Annotated in this window: 17 protein-coding genes and 1 pseudogene; 14 read left to right on the top strand and 4 right to left on the bottom strand. The window is 49.2% G+C overall.

Going from position 1 to position 16,045, the window contains the following annotated elements:
- Positions 1–21 precede the first annotated feature (21 nt).
- From C9J03_RS25370 to C9J03_RS25340, 7 genes are all read left to right on the top strand, one after another.
- Entirely contained in the window at positions 22–1,443 is a 1,422-nt protein-coding gene (locus C9J03_RS25370; protein WP_107291783.1) for a basic amino acid/polyamine antiporter, read from the top strand.
- Between the two features lie 340 nt (positions 1,444–1,783).
- Positions 1,784–2,752: a D-alanine--D-alanine ligase family protein gene (locus tag C9J03_RS25365; protein WP_162845591.1), complete on the top strand. Its 969-nt coding sequence runs from the start codon at positions 1,784–1,786 to the stop codon at positions 2,750–2,752.
- A gap of 93 nt (positions 2,753–2,845) precedes the next feature.
- A complete protein-coding gene (locus tag C9J03_RS25360; protein ID WP_146149114.1) occupies positions 2,846–3,037 on the top strand; it encodes a hypothetical protein in 192 nt (63 codons plus the stop codon).
- Between the two features lie 198 nt (positions 3,038–3,235).
- Entirely contained in the window at positions 3,236–4,012 is a 777-nt protein-coding gene (locus C9J03_RS25355; protein WP_107291780.1) for a ParA family protein, read from the top strand.
- A gap of 17 nt (positions 4,013–4,029) precedes the next feature.
- Positions 4,030–4,338, top strand: coding sequence for a hypothetical protein (locus C9J03_RS25350; protein WP_107291779.1), 309 nt, complete (start codon positions 4,030–4,032; stop codon positions 4,336–4,338).
- Between the two features lie 38 nt (positions 4,339–4,376).
- On the top strand, positions 4,377–4,586 hold the full coding sequence (locus C9J03_RS25345) for a hypothetical protein (protein WP_107291778.1): 210 nt from the start codon (positions 4,377–4,379) through the stop codon (positions 4,584–4,586).
- Between the two features lie 122 nt (positions 4,587–4,708).
- The gene (locus C9J03_RS25340; protein WP_107291777.1) at positions 4,709–4,909 is read left to right on the top strand and encodes a hypothetical protein; all 201 of its coding nucleotides are present in this window, start codon (positions 4,709–4,711) and stop codon (positions 4,907–4,909) included.
- Here the strand turns inward: C9J03_RS25340 and C9J03_RS25335 are convergent.
- The 3 genes from C9J03_RS25335 to C9J03_RS25325 form a co-directional block, all read right to left on the bottom strand.
- Complete coding sequence (locus C9J03_RS25335) at positions 4,893–5,201, bottom strand: helix-turn-helix domain-containing protein (protein ID WP_249031116.1); 309 nt, start codon at positions 5,199–5,201, stop codon at positions 4,893–4,895. The genes C9J03_RS25340 and C9J03_RS25335 overlap by 17 nt on opposite strands.
- 125 nt (positions 5,202–5,326) lie before the next feature.
- Positions 5,327–5,659: a hypothetical protein gene (locus C9J03_RS25330; RefSeq protein WP_107291775.1), complete on the bottom strand. Its 333-nt coding sequence runs from the start codon at positions 5,657–5,659 to the stop codon at positions 5,327–5,329.
- Positions 5,656–5,955: a hypothetical protein gene (locus tag C9J03_RS25325; RefSeq protein WP_107291774.1), complete on the bottom strand. Its 300-nt coding sequence runs from the start codon at positions 5,953–5,955 to the stop codon at positions 5,656–5,658. The genes C9J03_RS25330 and C9J03_RS25325 overlap by 4 nt, the downstream gene beginning before the upstream one ends.
- 1,503 nt (positions 5,956–7,458) lie before the next feature.
- Between C9J03_RS25325 and C9J03_RS25315 the strand changes: the two genes are divergently transcribed.
- From C9J03_RS25315 to C9J03_RS25290, 6 genes are all read left to right on the top strand, one after another.
- Entirely contained in the window at positions 7,459–7,842 is a 384-nt protein-coding gene (locus C9J03_RS25315; protein ID WP_107291772.1) for a winged helix-turn-helix domain-containing protein, read from the top strand.
- A 74-nt stretch (positions 7,843–7,916) separates the two neighbouring features.
- Positions 7,917–8,408, top strand: a complete 492-nt coding sequence (locus C9J03_RS25310; protein ID WP_107291771.1) for a CS1 type fimbrial major subunit — start codon at positions 7,917–7,919, stop codon at positions 8,406–8,408.
- Positions 8,409–8,455: 47 nt separating this feature from the next.
- A complete protein-coding gene (locus C9J03_RS25305; protein WP_107291770.1) occupies positions 8,456–9,214 on the top strand; it encodes a fimbrial biogenesis chaperone in 759 nt (252 codons plus the stop codon).
- Positions 9,215–9,335: 121 nt separating this feature from the next.
- The gene (locus C9J03_RS25300) at positions 9,336–11,699 is read left to right on the top strand and encodes a TcfC E-set like domain-containing protein (RefSeq protein ID WP_162845590.1); all 2,364 of its coding nucleotides are present in this window, start codon (positions 9,336–9,338) and stop codon (positions 11,697–11,699) included.
- A 223-nt stretch (positions 11,700–11,922) separates the two neighbouring features.
- Positions 11,923–12,771, top strand: a complete 849-nt coding sequence (locus tag C9J03_RS25295; RefSeq protein ID WP_146149113.1) for a hypothetical protein — start codon at positions 11,923–11,925, stop codon at positions 12,769–12,771.
- Positions 12,772–13,791: 1,020 nt separating this feature from the next.
- Positions 13,792–14,265, top strand: a complete 474-nt coding sequence (locus tag C9J03_RS25290) for a hypothetical protein (RefSeq protein ID WP_107291767.1) — start codon at positions 13,792–13,794, stop codon at positions 14,263–14,265.
- Positions 14,266–14,526: 261 nt separating this feature from the next.
- Here the strand turns inward: C9J03_RS25290 and C9J03_RS25285 are convergent.
- Positions 14,527–15,627: pseudogene (locus C9J03_RS25285) on the bottom strand (ISL3 family transposase); the annotation flags it as partial.
- Between the two features lie 37 nt (positions 15,628–15,664).
- Here C9J03_RS25285 and C9J03_RS25280 point away from each other — a divergent pair.
- Entirely contained in the window at positions 15,665–15,970 is a 306-nt protein-coding gene (locus tag C9J03_RS25280; RefSeq protein WP_107291766.1) for a hypothetical protein, read from the top strand.
- Positions 15,971–16,045: the final 75 nt, after the last annotated feature.

Here is a 16,045-nt window from a genome sequence, read left to right as displayed (position 1 = left end):
CCTTTTTCAGGAGGAAAAAGGATGACAGACAAGAGCGTACGGAAACTGGGTTTGCTGCCAATGACCGCCCTTGTAACGGGGGCGATTGTCGGTAGTGGGATCTTCAGTTTGCCGCAAAATATGGCTGAAGGGGCAGGGGCCGGCGCTATCATTATCGCCTGGGTTATCACTTTCTTCGGTATGGTCACCCTGGCAAAGATTTTCCAGTGGTTATCTGTTAACCGGCCGGATATTGACGACGGGGTATACGGCTACGTGCGGGAAGGGTTCGGCGACTACCTAGGGTTCAATGCGGCATGGGGGTACTGGATTTCTGTCTGGGTCGGCAACGTCGGTTATCTGGTCGTTATATACAGCGCGCTGGGCTCGTTCCAGATCTTCGACTTCTTTGGCAATGGCAGCACATTCCCAGCCATGGTTTGCAGCATCATTACCCTGTGGATGCTGCATTTCTTTGTATTGCGCGGCGTTAAGTCAGCAACCACACTAAACGTCATTGTCACTGTCGCCAAAGTTATCCCCATCCTGCTGTTTATCGTGCTTGTTGCCTTAGCGTTCAAAATCGATACGTTCACCACTGACTTTTGGGGATCCCCCGAGCTTGGTTCGGTAACCAGCCAGGTAAAAAACACCATGCTCTACACTGTATGGGTATTTTTGGGCATTGAGTGTGCCACCGTGTATGCCTCCCGGGCGAAAAACATGGAAGTGGTCAGCCGGGCAACGATTCTGGGCTTTCTCATCACCATCATCCTGCTGATTTGCGTTTCCCTGCTTTCACTCGGGGTGGTACCCCAAGCCGAGCTTGCCGGAATGAAAAACCCGTCAATGGCACAGGTGCTGGAATACGCGGTCGGCCCCTGGGGCGGCATGCTGATTAATATCGGCCTGATTGTCTCAGTCGGCGGGGCGTTGCTGGCCTGGACCATGATTTCCAGCGAGATGCTGTTCCTGGCCGCCAGAGGGACAAACAACACCGCCCCGTCCGTGTTCGGCAAACTCAACGCCAACCAAATCCCCAAGAATGCGATGCGGCTGACCAACAGCCTGATCACAATGTTCTTGGTTGTGAATTACCTCAATGATGCCGGGTACAACATTTTGATCCAGCTGGCTTCATCAATGGCGTTGATCCCATATCTGCTGTGCGCCGCCTTCGGCCTGAAGGTCACCATGGAAAACAAACAGCGCCCGGCCTCTTTGGTGCTTATGATGTCAATTGGATCCGTCTACGGCTTGTGGCTGATCTATGCCGGCGGGATGGACTACCTGCTCCTGTCGCTGTTGCTCTATGCCTGCGGGTTACCTTTCTATCTATATTCAAGGAAAGAGCAAGGGGTAACCTACCTTGGCAAACCGATTGAAAAAGTGCTGGCGATGATGGTGCTCGGCGGGGCGGTACTGGCGTTGGATCTGATCATGTTCAACACGCTGACGCTGTAGTTACTGCTTCTATCTAACCATAGAATGATGATCCCACCACGGTGGGATCATCAATGACAGCGCATAAAAGAACGTTCTGAATTCACGAATAACCGGCATAAGAAAACGACCTACACATATAGTGCCAACAAACGTATAGCCCACCTGAAACCCCACCTATCAGTGAAGTTCTCGAAAGTATCTAGCGATCACGCCCCGCCGGGCAGCCCATATAACCGGGGCTCTAGAGCGGTAGGCATTCCGGGAATAGGCCTGCCGCCCTTAATAATATTTAACTTTTTTCATTACCGCCGAAATGTAACCTTGTTCGGTGTTCGTTAGTCAATCCAGCCCTATGTATATGCGTAATGATAAAAACACCGCAGGCTTGCCAGCAGCCCCCTTTGACCAAAGAGCAGCGGGGCGGCCTGTGAATATCGGGATCTTCATCAGCGGGGACGTACAGTACTGGCGCCCACTGGCAGACCAGACCTTCCTATACCTCGAAAAGCACCTAGGCCTGCTCAACTGCAAGATCAACCTGATCAACCCGCAGTTCATCAACCAGCGCCTCTATCACCAGCTCAATATCGACTGTGCCTTCATTGCCCAGCACGATATGTTGGCAACGAAGGGGTACACGCAGGCATTGCTGGACATAGAGAATATCGACTATGTCGGTTGTGGGGTTGAGGCCGCCAACAAGACATACAACAAGAAAAGCCTCAAAAAGATATTAGGCTATGAGAATATCCCTGTAACAGCTTACCGGGAAGTCAGCCGGGAGAGCAGCGCCCCGTACGGGGACGCGTTTGATTTTTCTTCGACCCATATAAAAATCAGCACGCTGACACAGAAGCTATGGTACGGCGAGAACGTCATCGATATCCGCGATACTGCGGGCGCCGAAAAGCAAATCCAAGAGTGCTTCAAGTTCTGCGATACGGCCCTGATCGAACCCTATAGCCCGGAAACTGTGCATATGGCCTGCATCGTCGTCAACAGGATGCCACTTGCGATCGTAAAGAGGGAAAGCAATGCCAGTTGCTATCCCTACCGCTACACGGCCGACTACAGCCTATCTCCCGCCGATGAACTGCAGATCGAGCAGTTCGCAGAGAAAGCCTGCGACCTTCTCGCGCTGGAAGGCCTTGTCCAGATTGACTTCCAGGTCTGCAGTGAATTCGGGGTGGTGCTCGAAAATATCCTGACGCATCCCCCCATCTACCCAGGAGGGAGCTTTGTGACCGCCCTAGATAAAGCAAATGCCGACCCGGGCGCGATACTGGAGAGCCTCATCCGAGAGGCCGGTTGCTATTGCGTTATTTGAAGGGCCCTGCGGTATGCAGGGCTGGTAAGAACAACTTTTATACCGAAGCGAGAAAAGACAAATATGATGCTTGAGTTGGTCAGAAAGCATGCAATGTTTTCACAAAAGAATAAGAAAGCTCACCTACTGATTGTTACGATTTACCTTATGTGGCTACCGCTAAACAGTCTTCTACTGCTGGAGACTGAAAACTTAATCTGGGCCGCCACACTCATCCCCCACTTTGCCGGGATTGTCTTCTTCAAACAAAGCTCAGACTACAAAACCAAATACCTCAGCGATTGACAAGCAGGCGGGCACCTCCCGCCAGTAGAAATATTCCGCGCGCAATCAACCTCCCAACAGTAGGCACAACCACTCACGTCAGCCGCAAGTCTGCGGCTCAGCTATATCACGAAAAAAATGCGGACACGCTGTAGTTTTGCCTTGTCCTACGACAATCAATGTATTACATTTGTAGTACACAAAGGAGAGGGTAACCCTGTGAAAGTCATCGCAATTATCAACCAGAAGGGCGGCGTAGGCAAAACCACTACCGCCATCAACCTGAGTGCCCAGTTCGCCAAAGAAGGCAAGCGCACTCTCGCTATCGACCTCGACCCGCAGGCCAACATGACCGTAGTTTTGAGCGGCGGCCAGTTCGAGTTCGATACCACCATCTCGCATGTTTTCGAGTCGGCCAAGAAGCACCCGATCAGCCAGTCTATTGTCCCAGCCCAGGCCGGCGGCGATAACTTCGATAACCTATCACTGTGCCCGGCAGATATCCGCCTTAGCCGCGTGATCGAGCAGAGCCTTACCAAGGTTCACCGCGAGCGCATCCTGCTCAAGCAGCTCGATACCATCAAGGATGACTACGATCTGGTTATCCTGGACTGCCCGCCGAACCTCAGCCTGACATCCGTCAACGCCATGATGGCTGCCGACCTGTTCCTGATCCCGGTCGACGGCGGCTCGTTCTCGCTGAACGGTCTAGCAGATCTGCTCGACGCATTGGAAGAAGTCAAAGAGACCGACGACGTCAACTATGCGGTATTCCGCAACGAGTACGCCAAGGCCAACAAGCTGATCAACAACTTCCTTGACGAGCAATTAAATGACCTGAAAGGGAAGCTGCTCGAGACCACTATCCGACGCACCGAAGCCATAGGCCAGGCAAGTGTCAGTGCCGAGCCGATCCATACCTACAAACCAGGCTCTACCGTCATAAACGATTACAAAGCCCTTGCAAAAGAAGTTATTGCAAGAGTTAATGTATAACAAATGTAATACATTATATGAGTAAACTAAAAGGGGTGACGGCCCTGAACCGTCGCAAGGAGCGCAAGGCAGAAGCCGATGTGCAACCACAGAAGAGCGAGAAAATTACCACGGTAGCGACCCGCCGAAATGTTACGACGGGTACTTCGCCGGTACCGATGCGCCTGCCGGAGAACGACAAGGCCGAGCTGGGCCTGTGGCTGGAAGAGCTGAGCGAGGCGACAGGCAAGAAGATCACCGGAGCCAAGCTAATGCGCGGGCTGATCCGCATGCGCGGCAAGCTGAACCAGAAAGCGTTGATCAAGGCGATTAACGAGGCGAACTAGCAATACTAATAGAGCAGAGGACAATATTCGGCACAGCCTTGCGTTTTCCAGCTCTGAGGATAAAGCCGGGAGAAGGATTTGAAGCTGCAATCAATGACAACTCGAATATTGCCGATGCATTCAGAAAATTCAGAGAAACTAAAGCTGACTTATTGGTACTCACCGATGCAATGGGAAAATTTAAAGGTGTGATACGTTACAAAGACGTTGTAGAAGAAATCATTGATGCTGTGCTCGAAATTGAGTGATTGCAAAATGTATTACAAAGGTAATACATTAACTCATGTATATCATCTGACATATGTGACTCATAGTCCGTGGACTTATCCTGCCTATCTCCCTGATAATAGAAATAAAGAGGAGAAACACGATGGCCGAAGACACCTACCCTGAAACTATCCACGAAGAGACGTACAAGGGATACACAATATTCATAGAGAACAACGCCGACCGGTACCGCGGCGGCTATGAATACACGGTATCCGACGGCGACGACGAGATAGAAAGCGGCCTAGTGTTCACGGTCGAGGACGGCATCGGCGAAGCGAAGGCATTCATCGACTCCCTTTAGTCTTCTCCCTGTCTGCCAGCAGGCAAAGGAACCGGTGGCTGTCGACCCCGAGAGCGGCAAGGAGACGGTCCAGGGTATCCAGGGTAATATTGCGCCTGTTGCGCTCTACGCCGGAAATGAATGTGCGGTCGATTCCCGAGGCCTTGGCCAGCCCCTCCTGGCTCAGCCCTCTTTCCAGCCGCATCTCCCTCAGCAGCAATGCCGTATTTTCCCTCAGCGCCATTATTAACCTCCCGGCAAAATCAGATAGGTTAGCCGGGTATGTTCTAGCGAACCACGGACTATAAGTCACATTAGGGAAATTTATCCCGGGTCGCCCGGGAGAGCTACGGCTGCCGCCTGAAGCCGTAGAAATCCGCAAGTTAATGTACTACAAATGTAATACATTAACGCAATATTTCACGTAGGCAGAAGTGCCTACAACCTAGTGTAGAGCCCCGTTATTTCAGTGAATACGCCTTCCAGCATATCGCAGTACACACCCGGCAGGCTCGACACCTCGCAATAGTCTGGCCCATTCCCCTTCCTGGCAAATACCGTTACGGTATAGGTATCGCAGGGATCGAGCCGCACCTGTATGCGGCAGATCCCCCCTCTGGCAAAACCGCCGTCTTCGGGCAGGTCAAACTGCAGGCCGGGGGCTTCCAGGGCACGGAACTGCCGTGCGCCTGTCATTGCCACGAAGCGGTTGCCCCCGAGCTGGCCGAGGATTGTCCTTGCAATTGCAAGCCGGTACGAAGAACTGCTCATGACAGGCCCCCCTGTTGCTCGAAGTCGGCAATAGCCTCGAGGAACATTTCCAGATCCTCGCATGTACGGATGCTGGGGCCTTCCGGCCCCATCGCGATATTCAGGGCGTTAACCATGACCTGTACGCTCGGGTTCGCTTCCCTTAATTTTTCAAAGAGCCGGTAGAGGCGGTGATCGATAACGAACTCCCCCGTACCGCGATTCATTGCTGTAGAGCCTGACGGATGCAACGGGGATACGTTGCTCGTACCTTGCGGGTTAGTGATGCTTTGCCGGGAAAGGCTGGAATGTGACATAGCGTAGCTCCTTTGTTTGGGTTTTCATTGCCGTTTTCGCCTAGCTTCCCGCACAGGCACAGGGTTCTGCACAGCAAAAGCGCGGAGCGTGCATTTCACTTTTGCTGTGCAGGTTCTGTGCCTGCAGGATCAGAAGCTGGCGGAAAGAAAGGCAATGCAAACGGCTCCCCGAACAAAGGAAGCCAAGCGATCACATGGAAGGCCCCGGCAACTGGCAGCACTTCCCGCAGGGGACGAAAGCTCCTGCTCTGCCCAGCCCTGATAGTGACCCGAAGGGCCAAGACGTTGCGCAGCGCAGTTAGGCTTGGTCGAACCGCCGAGACGAGGGAGGCGCGACCGAAGGAGAGGGGGGTGAGATAGAGCAGGTCGCCCGCAGGGTGCTGTCCGAGCCGTTCGGTATGGAACGGAAACTGCGGCACTTCCTCCATCGAAATGGAAGAGGTCTAGAAAAAGCAGCAGCTAAGTTCAAACGGCTTTCTAATAGATTGCCTATAGCAAATACAATGCAATAAAAAAGATAAACCTATACTAACCAACACAATCGCAGGTGATAAATCGCCACCAACAAAAGTTTTGATATCTTAGCGGGAAGCTATATCATTTTAACATTCTTGCTCTAAGATTGTCAGCTCTGCTGCTGTTTGATTTTTCATACGTATCCTGAAGTAGATTAACACAATATACCCTCTTAAGGATAAAGGACTTAAATTTCTGATTTTGAACTTTTTTCTGACTAGAAACTATTGATAACAACGAGAGGTGACCACTCCTCTCCAATGCTTTACGCAGGGTGCGATAGACCCTCTTATCAAACTGCTCCCACTTCTTCATAATATATGATTGTTAATTTTTGATTTTTCAATAGATAACGATGCTAACCAATAATAATTCATCGTTGACTGATATGAACACACTCCAATCAAAATAAAGTACAATTAGTGCTTGCATATATACTTTCTGGCTAAGCACCACTCACGATACAAATCTAGCTGTTGCTCTTCTTATCAGGCGAATCAACATTATTGATGCACATGGGCATATTAAAAGCATAATAATAGATTAATGAATGGTACCACTATAATTTCCATGATATTTATCATAACGCGCCAAAGTAGATATTTATTTTTCTTAATAATGGCTAACGCAATTGCTTCCTTCTCCAGATAATCATTGCCACCAGATATTAAGATACCGCATCGGAACCTGCCAGTAGTCCGCTAGCGCACATAACAGCCTGTACTGATGGGGCAGCAAAACTGGGTATTTATTTCACGCCGTAATAATTTTCAAGTACACCTTATATATAACAAAAATAGAGCATTTAATCTATTTTTTTTATTTCATTACAATCAATTACCTACGAATTTTTATGTGACAATGAGCCTTATAATGCAATTTACACTCTTGTACAGCAAAGCTTGACGATTACTATACAAAACAAAAAATACTAATAAAAAGCAACAACCTCTACATTTAAACAAGCAAAAACTGGAAAAAGAAGTTATGAAATCAATCTATGAAATAAGCATAGGAGACAATAACAAGTGTATATTTCTCTCGGCTGAACGCGTGATAATAAGAAGTACGGATGACAATAAAGTTAAACTAACAACGACAGAAGCCAAAATGCTTAAACTTCTGTGTTCCCATGTCGGTAAAAATGTAAAGCGGGCTTATATTGAAGATGAAGTCTGGCGCGGGAGAGGCGTCATACCGACAGCAGCCAGCCTGAACCAGCTGGTATGTACCCTTCGGCAAAAAATTAAACATGTAGCTGAAATGAATATTATTGTGACAGTCCCAAGGGTAGGATTTATTTTAAGCGATATAGTAAATGTATATCCAAAAATAGACCGTAGCAACCACCTCACACACCATAAAAATTAACTCAGTCAGTTTAAAAATAAACAGCACTATAAAATAGATAGTCGATTACACAACTAACATAACAAGGATAAAAAATGTTTAGCAAAAAAACAAATATTGTTGCTTCGCTAACTCTAGCGGCATTGGTCTCTAGCGGGACAGCAAATGCAGATCTCGGCGATAAAATAAATAAAGTTATCAATGTATCGGCAACAATACCATCAGGTACATTTAGCGTTGAGCCTGTATACGGATCGTGGCCGACCGATATCGAGCTGCCATACGACACAACAACACAAACATTCAACCCATACCAACTGCGCCTAAATGCAACGACTTCTGTGGGACTTACAGCATACCTACAGCAGGAAGCAGAGCTGGTTAACGGGACAACCAAAATACCGCTGACAGTAAAGCTGGATGATACAGTGCTCGGCCCAATAGCAGCACCAATCATTAGTAACACAGATCCTGAAGGCCCACCAGAGACACACGTGATCGACCTGTCAATCGAGGCTGTGGGCCCCCACGATACTGTCGGTTTGTACGCCGGTGTTGTCAACATGGTTTTTGAAGATAACTTTTAATATTTTAAAAGCCCCCACTTTTCAGATATGGAGTACGGAAGTACTCCATGTTTTATGGCCTGGACAAAAGCATGTTATACCCAAACTACTTCTCACGGCTATTGCTAGCTTTTATTGTATTTTTCAGCGTGCCAGCCCCTGCCAGTGTCATGCAGGTATCGGTACCCAGCAAAGTAACAATACTCGACTCTAACAGCAAAGACTCATCGTCATTAATACAGGTCTCCAACCCAGACAAGGATACCCCAAGGTTTGTAAAAATCGGCGTTTATTATATTGACCCGGACAGTATAGGAACAGGAAAAGAAAAACTCATAGAAATAAAGGGAAAATTAAAGAAAGACAACTTAATTGTACTCCCGGAAAAAATTGCCATCCCGCCCAATGGTAGAACCAATGTAAGGGCGATATATACAGGAAAGGAGCTTGATGCGGATAGGAATTATAAAATCCGCTTTTATCCGATCACTGAAATTGAATATACCGGCACCGAAAGCAAGGAAGAAAAGAAAGCTACCCTGTTCTTCTCGATTTCCTCGACCACGTTTGCCACCGTCGTCAAATCGAACCCTGCCTACCAACTCGACGTCGATGGAGGCAGGTTGACCAACAACGGTGACAGTATAACCCTGCTGCAGAACTGTAATATCTGCAGGGAGAATGACTGCAAGGTGTTTACGGAGTTTCGCCTGCCGCCCAAACGCCAGCTTGATTTTAATTCAATAATCAACGGGGATAGCAAATTGACATGGCAGTGTGATTTAGTCGAGCCCGGTGCCGGCAAGAGAGTAATCACGAGTCAGTAAGCTAATAAAGCCTATGACACAAATAACAAGAACAATATTTACCGCCTGGGCTACGCTGTATTGCTACCAGGGTACCGCCGCACAAACAAACACTTCGGCTCAACCGAGTGACTTCAGCTTTATGACCCCGGCCGGTTTCGAAGACCTGCTTGGCAATGAAACCACACCGACCGAACTGCTATACCTAGATAAAACCATTGACGAGGGTGAAATTGTTTTATCCGGGTATGGTGCAAAGCGCTACCGCTCGGGCGGACAGGAACTGGAACTGGACAAACCTTATCGCTGCGCCTCGAGCATACTCATCCGCGATATCATTGATGACGAAGGCCTCTGCGGGGCGATGAGCTTCACGCTGCGCGAAAAGTACGAAGACAAGGTACAGCTGGTATACCTGCAGCCGGACGAAGGCTCCGTTCCGGCCCTGAACCAGCATTTCGGTATTGGAGCCGATAGCGGCATGGATACGCGCGAAAAGGAGCACATCAGCCAAAGTACGGTGGACACAGTGAGCGGAAGCGTTCGCTACAGCGCCAACTTCACGGAAGGGGACAACGCCAACGGCTCCCTGTCGCTGGCCGGGCAGGTTTCCTACGCGGAATACCTCATTGAGGCCGAGCCGATCTTCGACCGCAATAACGGGGAGAACTCGCTCAACATCGGTAAGTTGCTGGGCTCAAGAACCTATGCCGGTATCAAGCATGAACTCGGGTTCAAGCCCTCCGGCCAGAACGACCTAATAAGCTCGAGCATCGGGGTCATCCCCAGCCGCAACATGGTGGGGGGCTGGTACTCGTCAACCAACGAAACATTCAGGAACAAGCAGCAAGGCACGGGAACCCCCTTGCAGGTGTTCATGCCGTTTACCGGCATGATCGAGGTATACCGCGGCAACCGCCTGCTCTACGTCACACGCGAAGCGGCCGGGATGGCGCAAATCCCGGTCGCTGATTTTCCGATCGGCGTCTACGACGTGACGATCGTGCGCCGGTCCCTGAGCGGCGAGGAGCTCGAGGCCATCACGGATACGGTCAGCAACTCGCTGACCGACAGCGGTTTCACTCTGGCGCTGGGCATGATGAACTCGGACGAGAGGCAGTTCGATATCCTGGACGGTGATTACGATGATCTGGTCGCCGGTTTCGCCTACCAGTCCAAAGTCAGTGACTCCACCACCGGTTCGTTCTCGATACTTAACATAGGTACGGCGCAGTATTTCCAGTCGACGATCAATTACCAGCCGGCTTTCCCCCTGGGCGTAGCGCTATCAACAGAATTCAACATCCAGTCAAAAGACTGGGGGGTAAACCTACAAACAAACTATGCAGGCACACTGCTTGGCAAAATGGTGAACAGCAACTTCAACTACCGCTTCAGAGATCTGCTCGGGACCGAGAGCCATTCGTACTTCTTGAATGTATCGCTGATGCCGAACCACCGCTATTCCAAGCTGTTCATGATCAATGCCCATGCATCAAAGATGAATGCGCCGCAATACCGGGAAGACTACAGCGAGCTGAATATCGAGAACCAGAATGCCATCAGCTTGTTCGGCGTACCAGCCAACCTGAGTACCTCACTGGGGACCTCGTCGACCGATGACCTGCGGGCCACGCTATCGCTCAACTTTATGCTCGGCGACCGACAGGACTACTCGCTGAGCACCAACTTCACCTACACCGGCCAGCGCGAGTCGTCCTATGGCGAAGCCATCCTGTCAAAGCAGACGCCGGAGGAAAGCAAGCTGAGCCAGCTGACCTTCACCGCCGGGGGGGGCGCTGAGTTCGTACGACTCAGCGCCGATGCTGACTTCAGGTTCGACAGTGCCAATGCCTACCTGGGCGGCTTTGTGTACCGGGACGCCCGGCAGGGTACCTACAACAGCAACCTGTATGGCAGGGCCAGCGGCAACATCTACTTCTCTGGCACCCAGTACGCCTTCGACCGGAGCGGGGCCAGCTCCGGGGTGATCGTCAAGATGGATACCCAGCCAGGAAGCAATGTCGAGGTCCGGGCTGATGTCAGCGGGGGGAACTCCGTCAAGCTTAGGGACAGCAACACCCTAGTAACCGTACCCAGTTTCACAGAGAGCAGTATGTACATCAATTCATCAAATGCCGTCATCGACGACTACAGTCACGACTACGTGCTCTACAAGGGCAACTTCGCATTCCTGTCCATCGATCCGAGGCAGACGTTCGAGGCCGCAGGCTATATCGACTTCAGCGACTTAGGCAGCGACAGCGTCACACTGAAGAACCACGAGTCCAAGGTCACCGTCAGCAACCACGAGTCTACCGTCGATGTACTCGGTAGCGACAACGAAGAATATTTCCAGCTGACAGTATCGCGCCAGTACCCGGTGATCGAGCTGATCGACGGCAAGGGCCGCTCGCTCTGCACCGTCAAACTCGACGACAGCCTGACGGCCAGCAACAACCAAGAGTTCGTGTATTTGGGCAAGGTGGGGTGCCAGAATGGGTAAAGCAAAAATGAATACAATGATCCGAATTTTGGCCACCGTATGCTACCTAGCAACTTGGTCCGGGCTGGTACAGGGGTCTCAATACACTATACCTGTTGGCATGCTCCACTACACCCCCGGAGCTTCAAGCAACTATGTCTTCCCAAAAACGGGAACTTCATCAGCACCTAATTGCGCTGAAAATATGCCTTATGGCCAGCGATATAACATAGTAGGTCAAATCGTGGGGAATACAACTTGGTGGTTCGTAATGCGGGTTGGCGAGCCTGCGATTGTGACCCTGTATGAAAGGGAAGGGAGGGGGACTGCACAGTTAAAGGTGATCCCGCTAGGCATAAGAAGACAAGCCAGCTATGGGTATAATGGTGGCGCTATCTCGGGAGTTACCTGCCAACAGCATCTCAGCCCCCGAAATGCGTACGCAGAAAAAAGCAACGGCAGCAATGGTGCAATAGAAATGAGGAGCAAGCCCGGAACCAACGTAGCACTTTATGCCACATTAGCATTCGAGCTGCTTGACCCTGACTCCGTCGTACCGGGGGTTTATTCAGCCACTGGCGGCTACCAATTCAGCAACAATGAGATTGAAATAAGCGAGCGTACCGATTATTGGGGATCAAGCGCACCCAGAACTGCGCCTTACATTCCCGACCTGAGCCTGGTCGTCGGCCACGTGTTCAGGATAGACATGCCCCATACATCGGTTTCCCTGTCGCCGTCCTACGAGGATGGCAACACCTTCACCGGCAACGTGCGGTTCAGGGCCCAGAGCAACCAGAGGTACAGCATTACTATGCAGTGCAGCAACACCAGCGCGCCTACCACCGAGGGGGGCTGCTACTTCGCCGGCACCATGATGGAGCTGGACGCTCAGGCACGATTCCCCGAGCAAGGAATGACCTTCAACTTACGACCTGATATTCCTACCTATATCGATGGTGCAGAATTCACTGACCTCGATTATGACTACCCGGGCTACATAGACTTCACCCTCAGCAAGATCATGGAGTACGGCGAGACAGGCAAAACCTACTTCGATACCGTCAGCCTGACCTTCGAGGCCGACTTCTAGGGAGGGCCACGCAATTCCCTCCTGAACCAGCAACAAAAAGCCCCGGCCTGCTACCGGGGCGCCCCCGCAAGCGAAAGGGCCAAGCCAATAACAAGCTTATTCATTGAAAATACCTTCAGGTTAGATAGGAATAGCGGAATAAAAACCAACTTCCAGCAGTCAAACAATAGGCAACTGGTAAGTACTCCGGTTGAATATGTCATATGCCCTGTTGGCACAAAGCTTCACATGATAATAAAACATACTGCCTAAAAAACGACTCACCATCAGGCAGAAATATAAAACTTAATAATAATTAACTAACCTACAAGAGAAAAAAGTGATAATAGAATCACGGCGGAACGCATAACAAAACTTAATATTCACCTGCAGTAATTGGGAGCATGAGCCGCAAAATAAAAATTTAAACCAACATAACCAAAACCTTCAATATACGAACAAGATTTATATGCTAAAGTCCTACCAACCAATGGCGGAAAGCAGGAGTGACCAATACCAGAAAAACCAAAGTCAGCATACAGAAAGCATTATCTATTATAAATAAAGTAAAGAGAAACCACTTATTACTTAATTTCCATATCACCATATTAAACAAATAGATAATGAAATATTTGCCACTTTGGAAATAGCCATACCCAACAAAGTCCGAAGACCAAAAGAGCACTAGGTCGGTCAGCCCTGATATTGGTGTTTATTTCAAACGAACCTCAATATAACAAGGGCCGGTATACCCACCTTTCCGAGGCCGGGCCCTGATGTGTAAGGTAACGGCAACATACACGGCGTGCCTTGTTGGTAAGCTATCTGCCTCCATGCAGCAAGTAGGCAGTAACGTTTATATTTCCAACTTAGCCCCCACACCCACTTCTATTACGGGGGATTTTTTGCGCAGAAGAGAATAACAGCCGACAAATAACCATGCTTAATTTAAAAAGAATACTGGATAGCCATATAAAAAGGCGTACCCTGACCAAGCATTACCGATGGGAACTTCACAAGGATTCCTCGCACGGAAACTGCATGATCTGCGAGCTCCCTCTTGCCGTCAACCAACCTATGACACACCAAGAAAACCAGCATATCTTTATTATTGCCGGCAAGGGCCATAATACGCTGACACCCCGGTTCTGGCTTGTTAGATATAATCCTGAAAAAGGAAGGATAGATAATATAAAAGGCACCGTAGAGTTAATAACCCACGATAGAAATCCGCCGGCAAAACTGGCCCAATCAAACTGGGGGGCAGACCTGCATGCCGCGCTACAAAATAACCTTAACATCTATAGACACGTCAAGATAGAGCAAAAAAGATTTATTCTATTTAGCACCGACTACAAACCGCTACTGATTAAAATGCTTACACTTTCTGGGAGCAATAATATAGAAACAGCGATTGATGGCTTTTTTCAATTCACTAGCTCGGCAAAAAGAACCCAGGAGCTCCATAGGCTACTCATGATGACGTCAACAAACCGATGCTTTATTGACCAGTAAAAACTTTATTTGGGAGCACGAACCGTAAAAACACCCCCTCGAGCAACATATAAATGATATTGGCAATACAATAGCTCCATTGGGTACTATCATGGCTGGATGGCCCGCCTCGCGCACCCTGCGCAACGACCACCATCGCAGCCCTGATAGCTAAGAGTAGATCCGTACTCGTTTTTAGCTTCCACGCTAAGATACCTAACCAAACTTCTTTTTTGATTGTTTATGCTATTGCCCCGGTAAAACTCGGGGCTTTTTTTTGATTCATTGCGGCTTTCCGGGGAAGGCCGCTTTTATCTTCAGGAAGAAGTACTCGGTATCTCGATATCCGTAGCCCATTCGCTTAATCAATTTGATTTTGTTGTTTATCCCTTCAAGCGTACATGTATTCAACGGATAGCTCGCTGATGCGATGATACCGTGAAGGTAGGGTTCTAACTTTCGTGCAAAGTCTTTCAGCGGCTTCACTCCACTTTCTTGAACTTGTTGCCACCATATTTCCCATAGGGTCTTCACTTGCGATTCTGAATGACATCGCCAGAGCTCTTTGAGTTGAGCTCCTAGAAGGTAGGTCGTCATCAAGTCTCGATTCATAGCCAAGAGTTTCGTTAAGTAAGTCTCTTGCTTGTCATTCAAGTTATCTCGGTTCTTCAACAAGACCCAGCGTGAGCGCTTAACCCACTGTCGGGCTTTCTTATCTTGTTTGAGTCGATTGGCCTGGTCAACTCTGACCCTATCCATGACTTCACGTCCAAATTTAGCAACAACATGAAATAGGTCGTACACAATACGGGCATTGGGACAATGTTCTTGTACCTCTAAATCAAAAGCTGTATTCATATCCATCGCAACCGCTTCTATATTTTTTCCATACTCTCCAAGCTGCTCAAAGAATGGGCGTATATCTTTTCGACTGCGTCCGAGGCCTATCCATAGGACCTGGTGGGTCTTGGCATCAGCAATGACCGTGGCATAACGGTGTCCCTTGAAAATAGCGAACTCATCCATAACAAGTTGCCGTAACTTACTCCAATCAACATCTGGCACCACACGCTCTAACCGATGCTTATCTATTTGCTTTATCGTGTGCCAGTGAACGCCAGTAAGTTGAGAGATGTGCTTGATTGGGAGAAGTGGCAGGAGTTGCTCTATATAGCTTCTTAACCGGTTGGTTAATCGAGCATAAGGCTCAAGCCATGAGATAGCTTCAGTTTTGACCCCACAATCGGAGCACTTCACACGCCGGGTCTGGACGAGTAGTTCGACAGGCGTCCCAAGTATCATCGCTTCTTTAACACGCCGCCATTGGTACTCATGTATCGTCGGTGCTTCAAGTCCACACGGGCACTTGGCTATGAAGTGAGGAGTTAAAGAAAGGTGACACTTATATAAAGCATTAGGTGTGACGTATCTATCACGAGGCTTTTTTGCCAGCTACCTTGGTACCCTTATCTATAAAGTTGCAATGAATGCCCTAATGGCGAGTGGCGTAGACTTTTCATTTGAAGCGGTCAGAGAGGACTATTTTCATGTGGTATCTCAGCCAATACTCGCTGTAGTCACCACACTCACCCTCTGGTGGTCAATGTGGTTCTTGCCACTCTATCGTCTTAAAAGGCAAGCAAATAAAGACGTTAAAAAACAAGGCGAAAACAATGGTGACACCGACCACGACACGCCCACCGCTGCGCAATTACACAGCAAATGACAAAGTTCATAACACCCATGGTGTAACCGCAACAACAGAGCGAATTTAATCCAACAACGGGGCGCAGCATAGGGT

Source organism: Photobacterium gaetbulicola (genome assembly GCF_003025515.1).
GTDB classification, from domain to species: Bacteria; Pseudomonadota; Gammaproteobacteria; order Enterobacterales; family Vibrionaceae; genus Photobacterium; species Photobacterium gaetbulicola.
Note: the sequence above shows the minus strand (reverse complement) of the source record. Positions and strands in the feature narration are given on the sequence as shown.

What these genes read in the sequence shown, in the direction of transcription:
- C9J03_RS25290 (WP_107291767.1), top strand. Translation starts at nt 13,792, where the DNA reads ATGATCTGCGAGCTCCCTCTTGCCGTCAACCAACCTATGACACACCAA.
- C9J03_RS25360 (WP_146149114.1), top strand. Translation starts at nt 2,846, where the DNA reads ATGTTTTCACAAAAGAATAAGAAAGCTCACCTACTGATTGTTACGATT.
- C9J03_RS25370 (WP_107291783.1), top strand. Translation starts at nt 22, where the DNA reads ATGACAGACAAGAGCGTACGGAAACTGGGTTTGCTGCCAATGACCGCC.
- C9J03_RS25330 (WP_107291775.1), bottom strand. Translation starts at nt 5,659, where the DNA reads ATGAGCAGTTCTTCGTACCGGCTTGCAATTGCAAGGACAATCCTCGGC.
- C9J03_RS25305 (WP_107291770.1), top strand. Translation starts at nt 8,456, where the DNA reads ATGTTTTATGGCCTGGACAAAAGCATGTTATACCCAAACTACTTCTCA.
- C9J03_RS25315 (WP_107291772.1), top strand. Translation starts at nt 7,459, where the DNA reads ATGAAATCAATCTATGAAATAAGCATAGGAGACAATAACAAGTGTATA.
- C9J03_RS25325 (WP_107291774.1), bottom strand. Translation starts at nt 5,955, where the DNA reads ATGTCACATTCCAGCCTTTCCCGGCAAAGCATCACTAACCCGCAAGGT.
- C9J03_RS25340 (WP_107291777.1), top strand. Translation starts at nt 4,709, where the DNA reads ATGGCCGAAGACACCTACCCTGAAACTATCCACGAAGAGACGTACAAG.
- C9J03_RS25300 (WP_162845590.1), top strand. Translation starts at nt 9,336, where the DNA reads ATGACCCCGGCCGGTTTCGAAGACCTGCTTGGCAATGAAACCACACCG.
- C9J03_RS25310 (WP_107291771.1), top strand. Translation starts at nt 7,917, where the DNA reads ATGTTTAGCAAAAAAACAAATATTGTTGCTTCGCTAACTCTAGCGGCA.
- C9J03_RS25365 (WP_162845591.1), top strand. Translation starts at nt 1,784, where the DNA reads ATGCGTAATGATAAAAACACCGCAGGCTTGCCAGCAGCCCCCTTTGAC.
- C9J03_RS25350 (WP_107291779.1), top strand. Translation starts at nt 4,030, where the DNA reads ATGAGTAAACTAAAAGGGGTGACGGCCCTGAACCGTCGCAAGGAGCGC.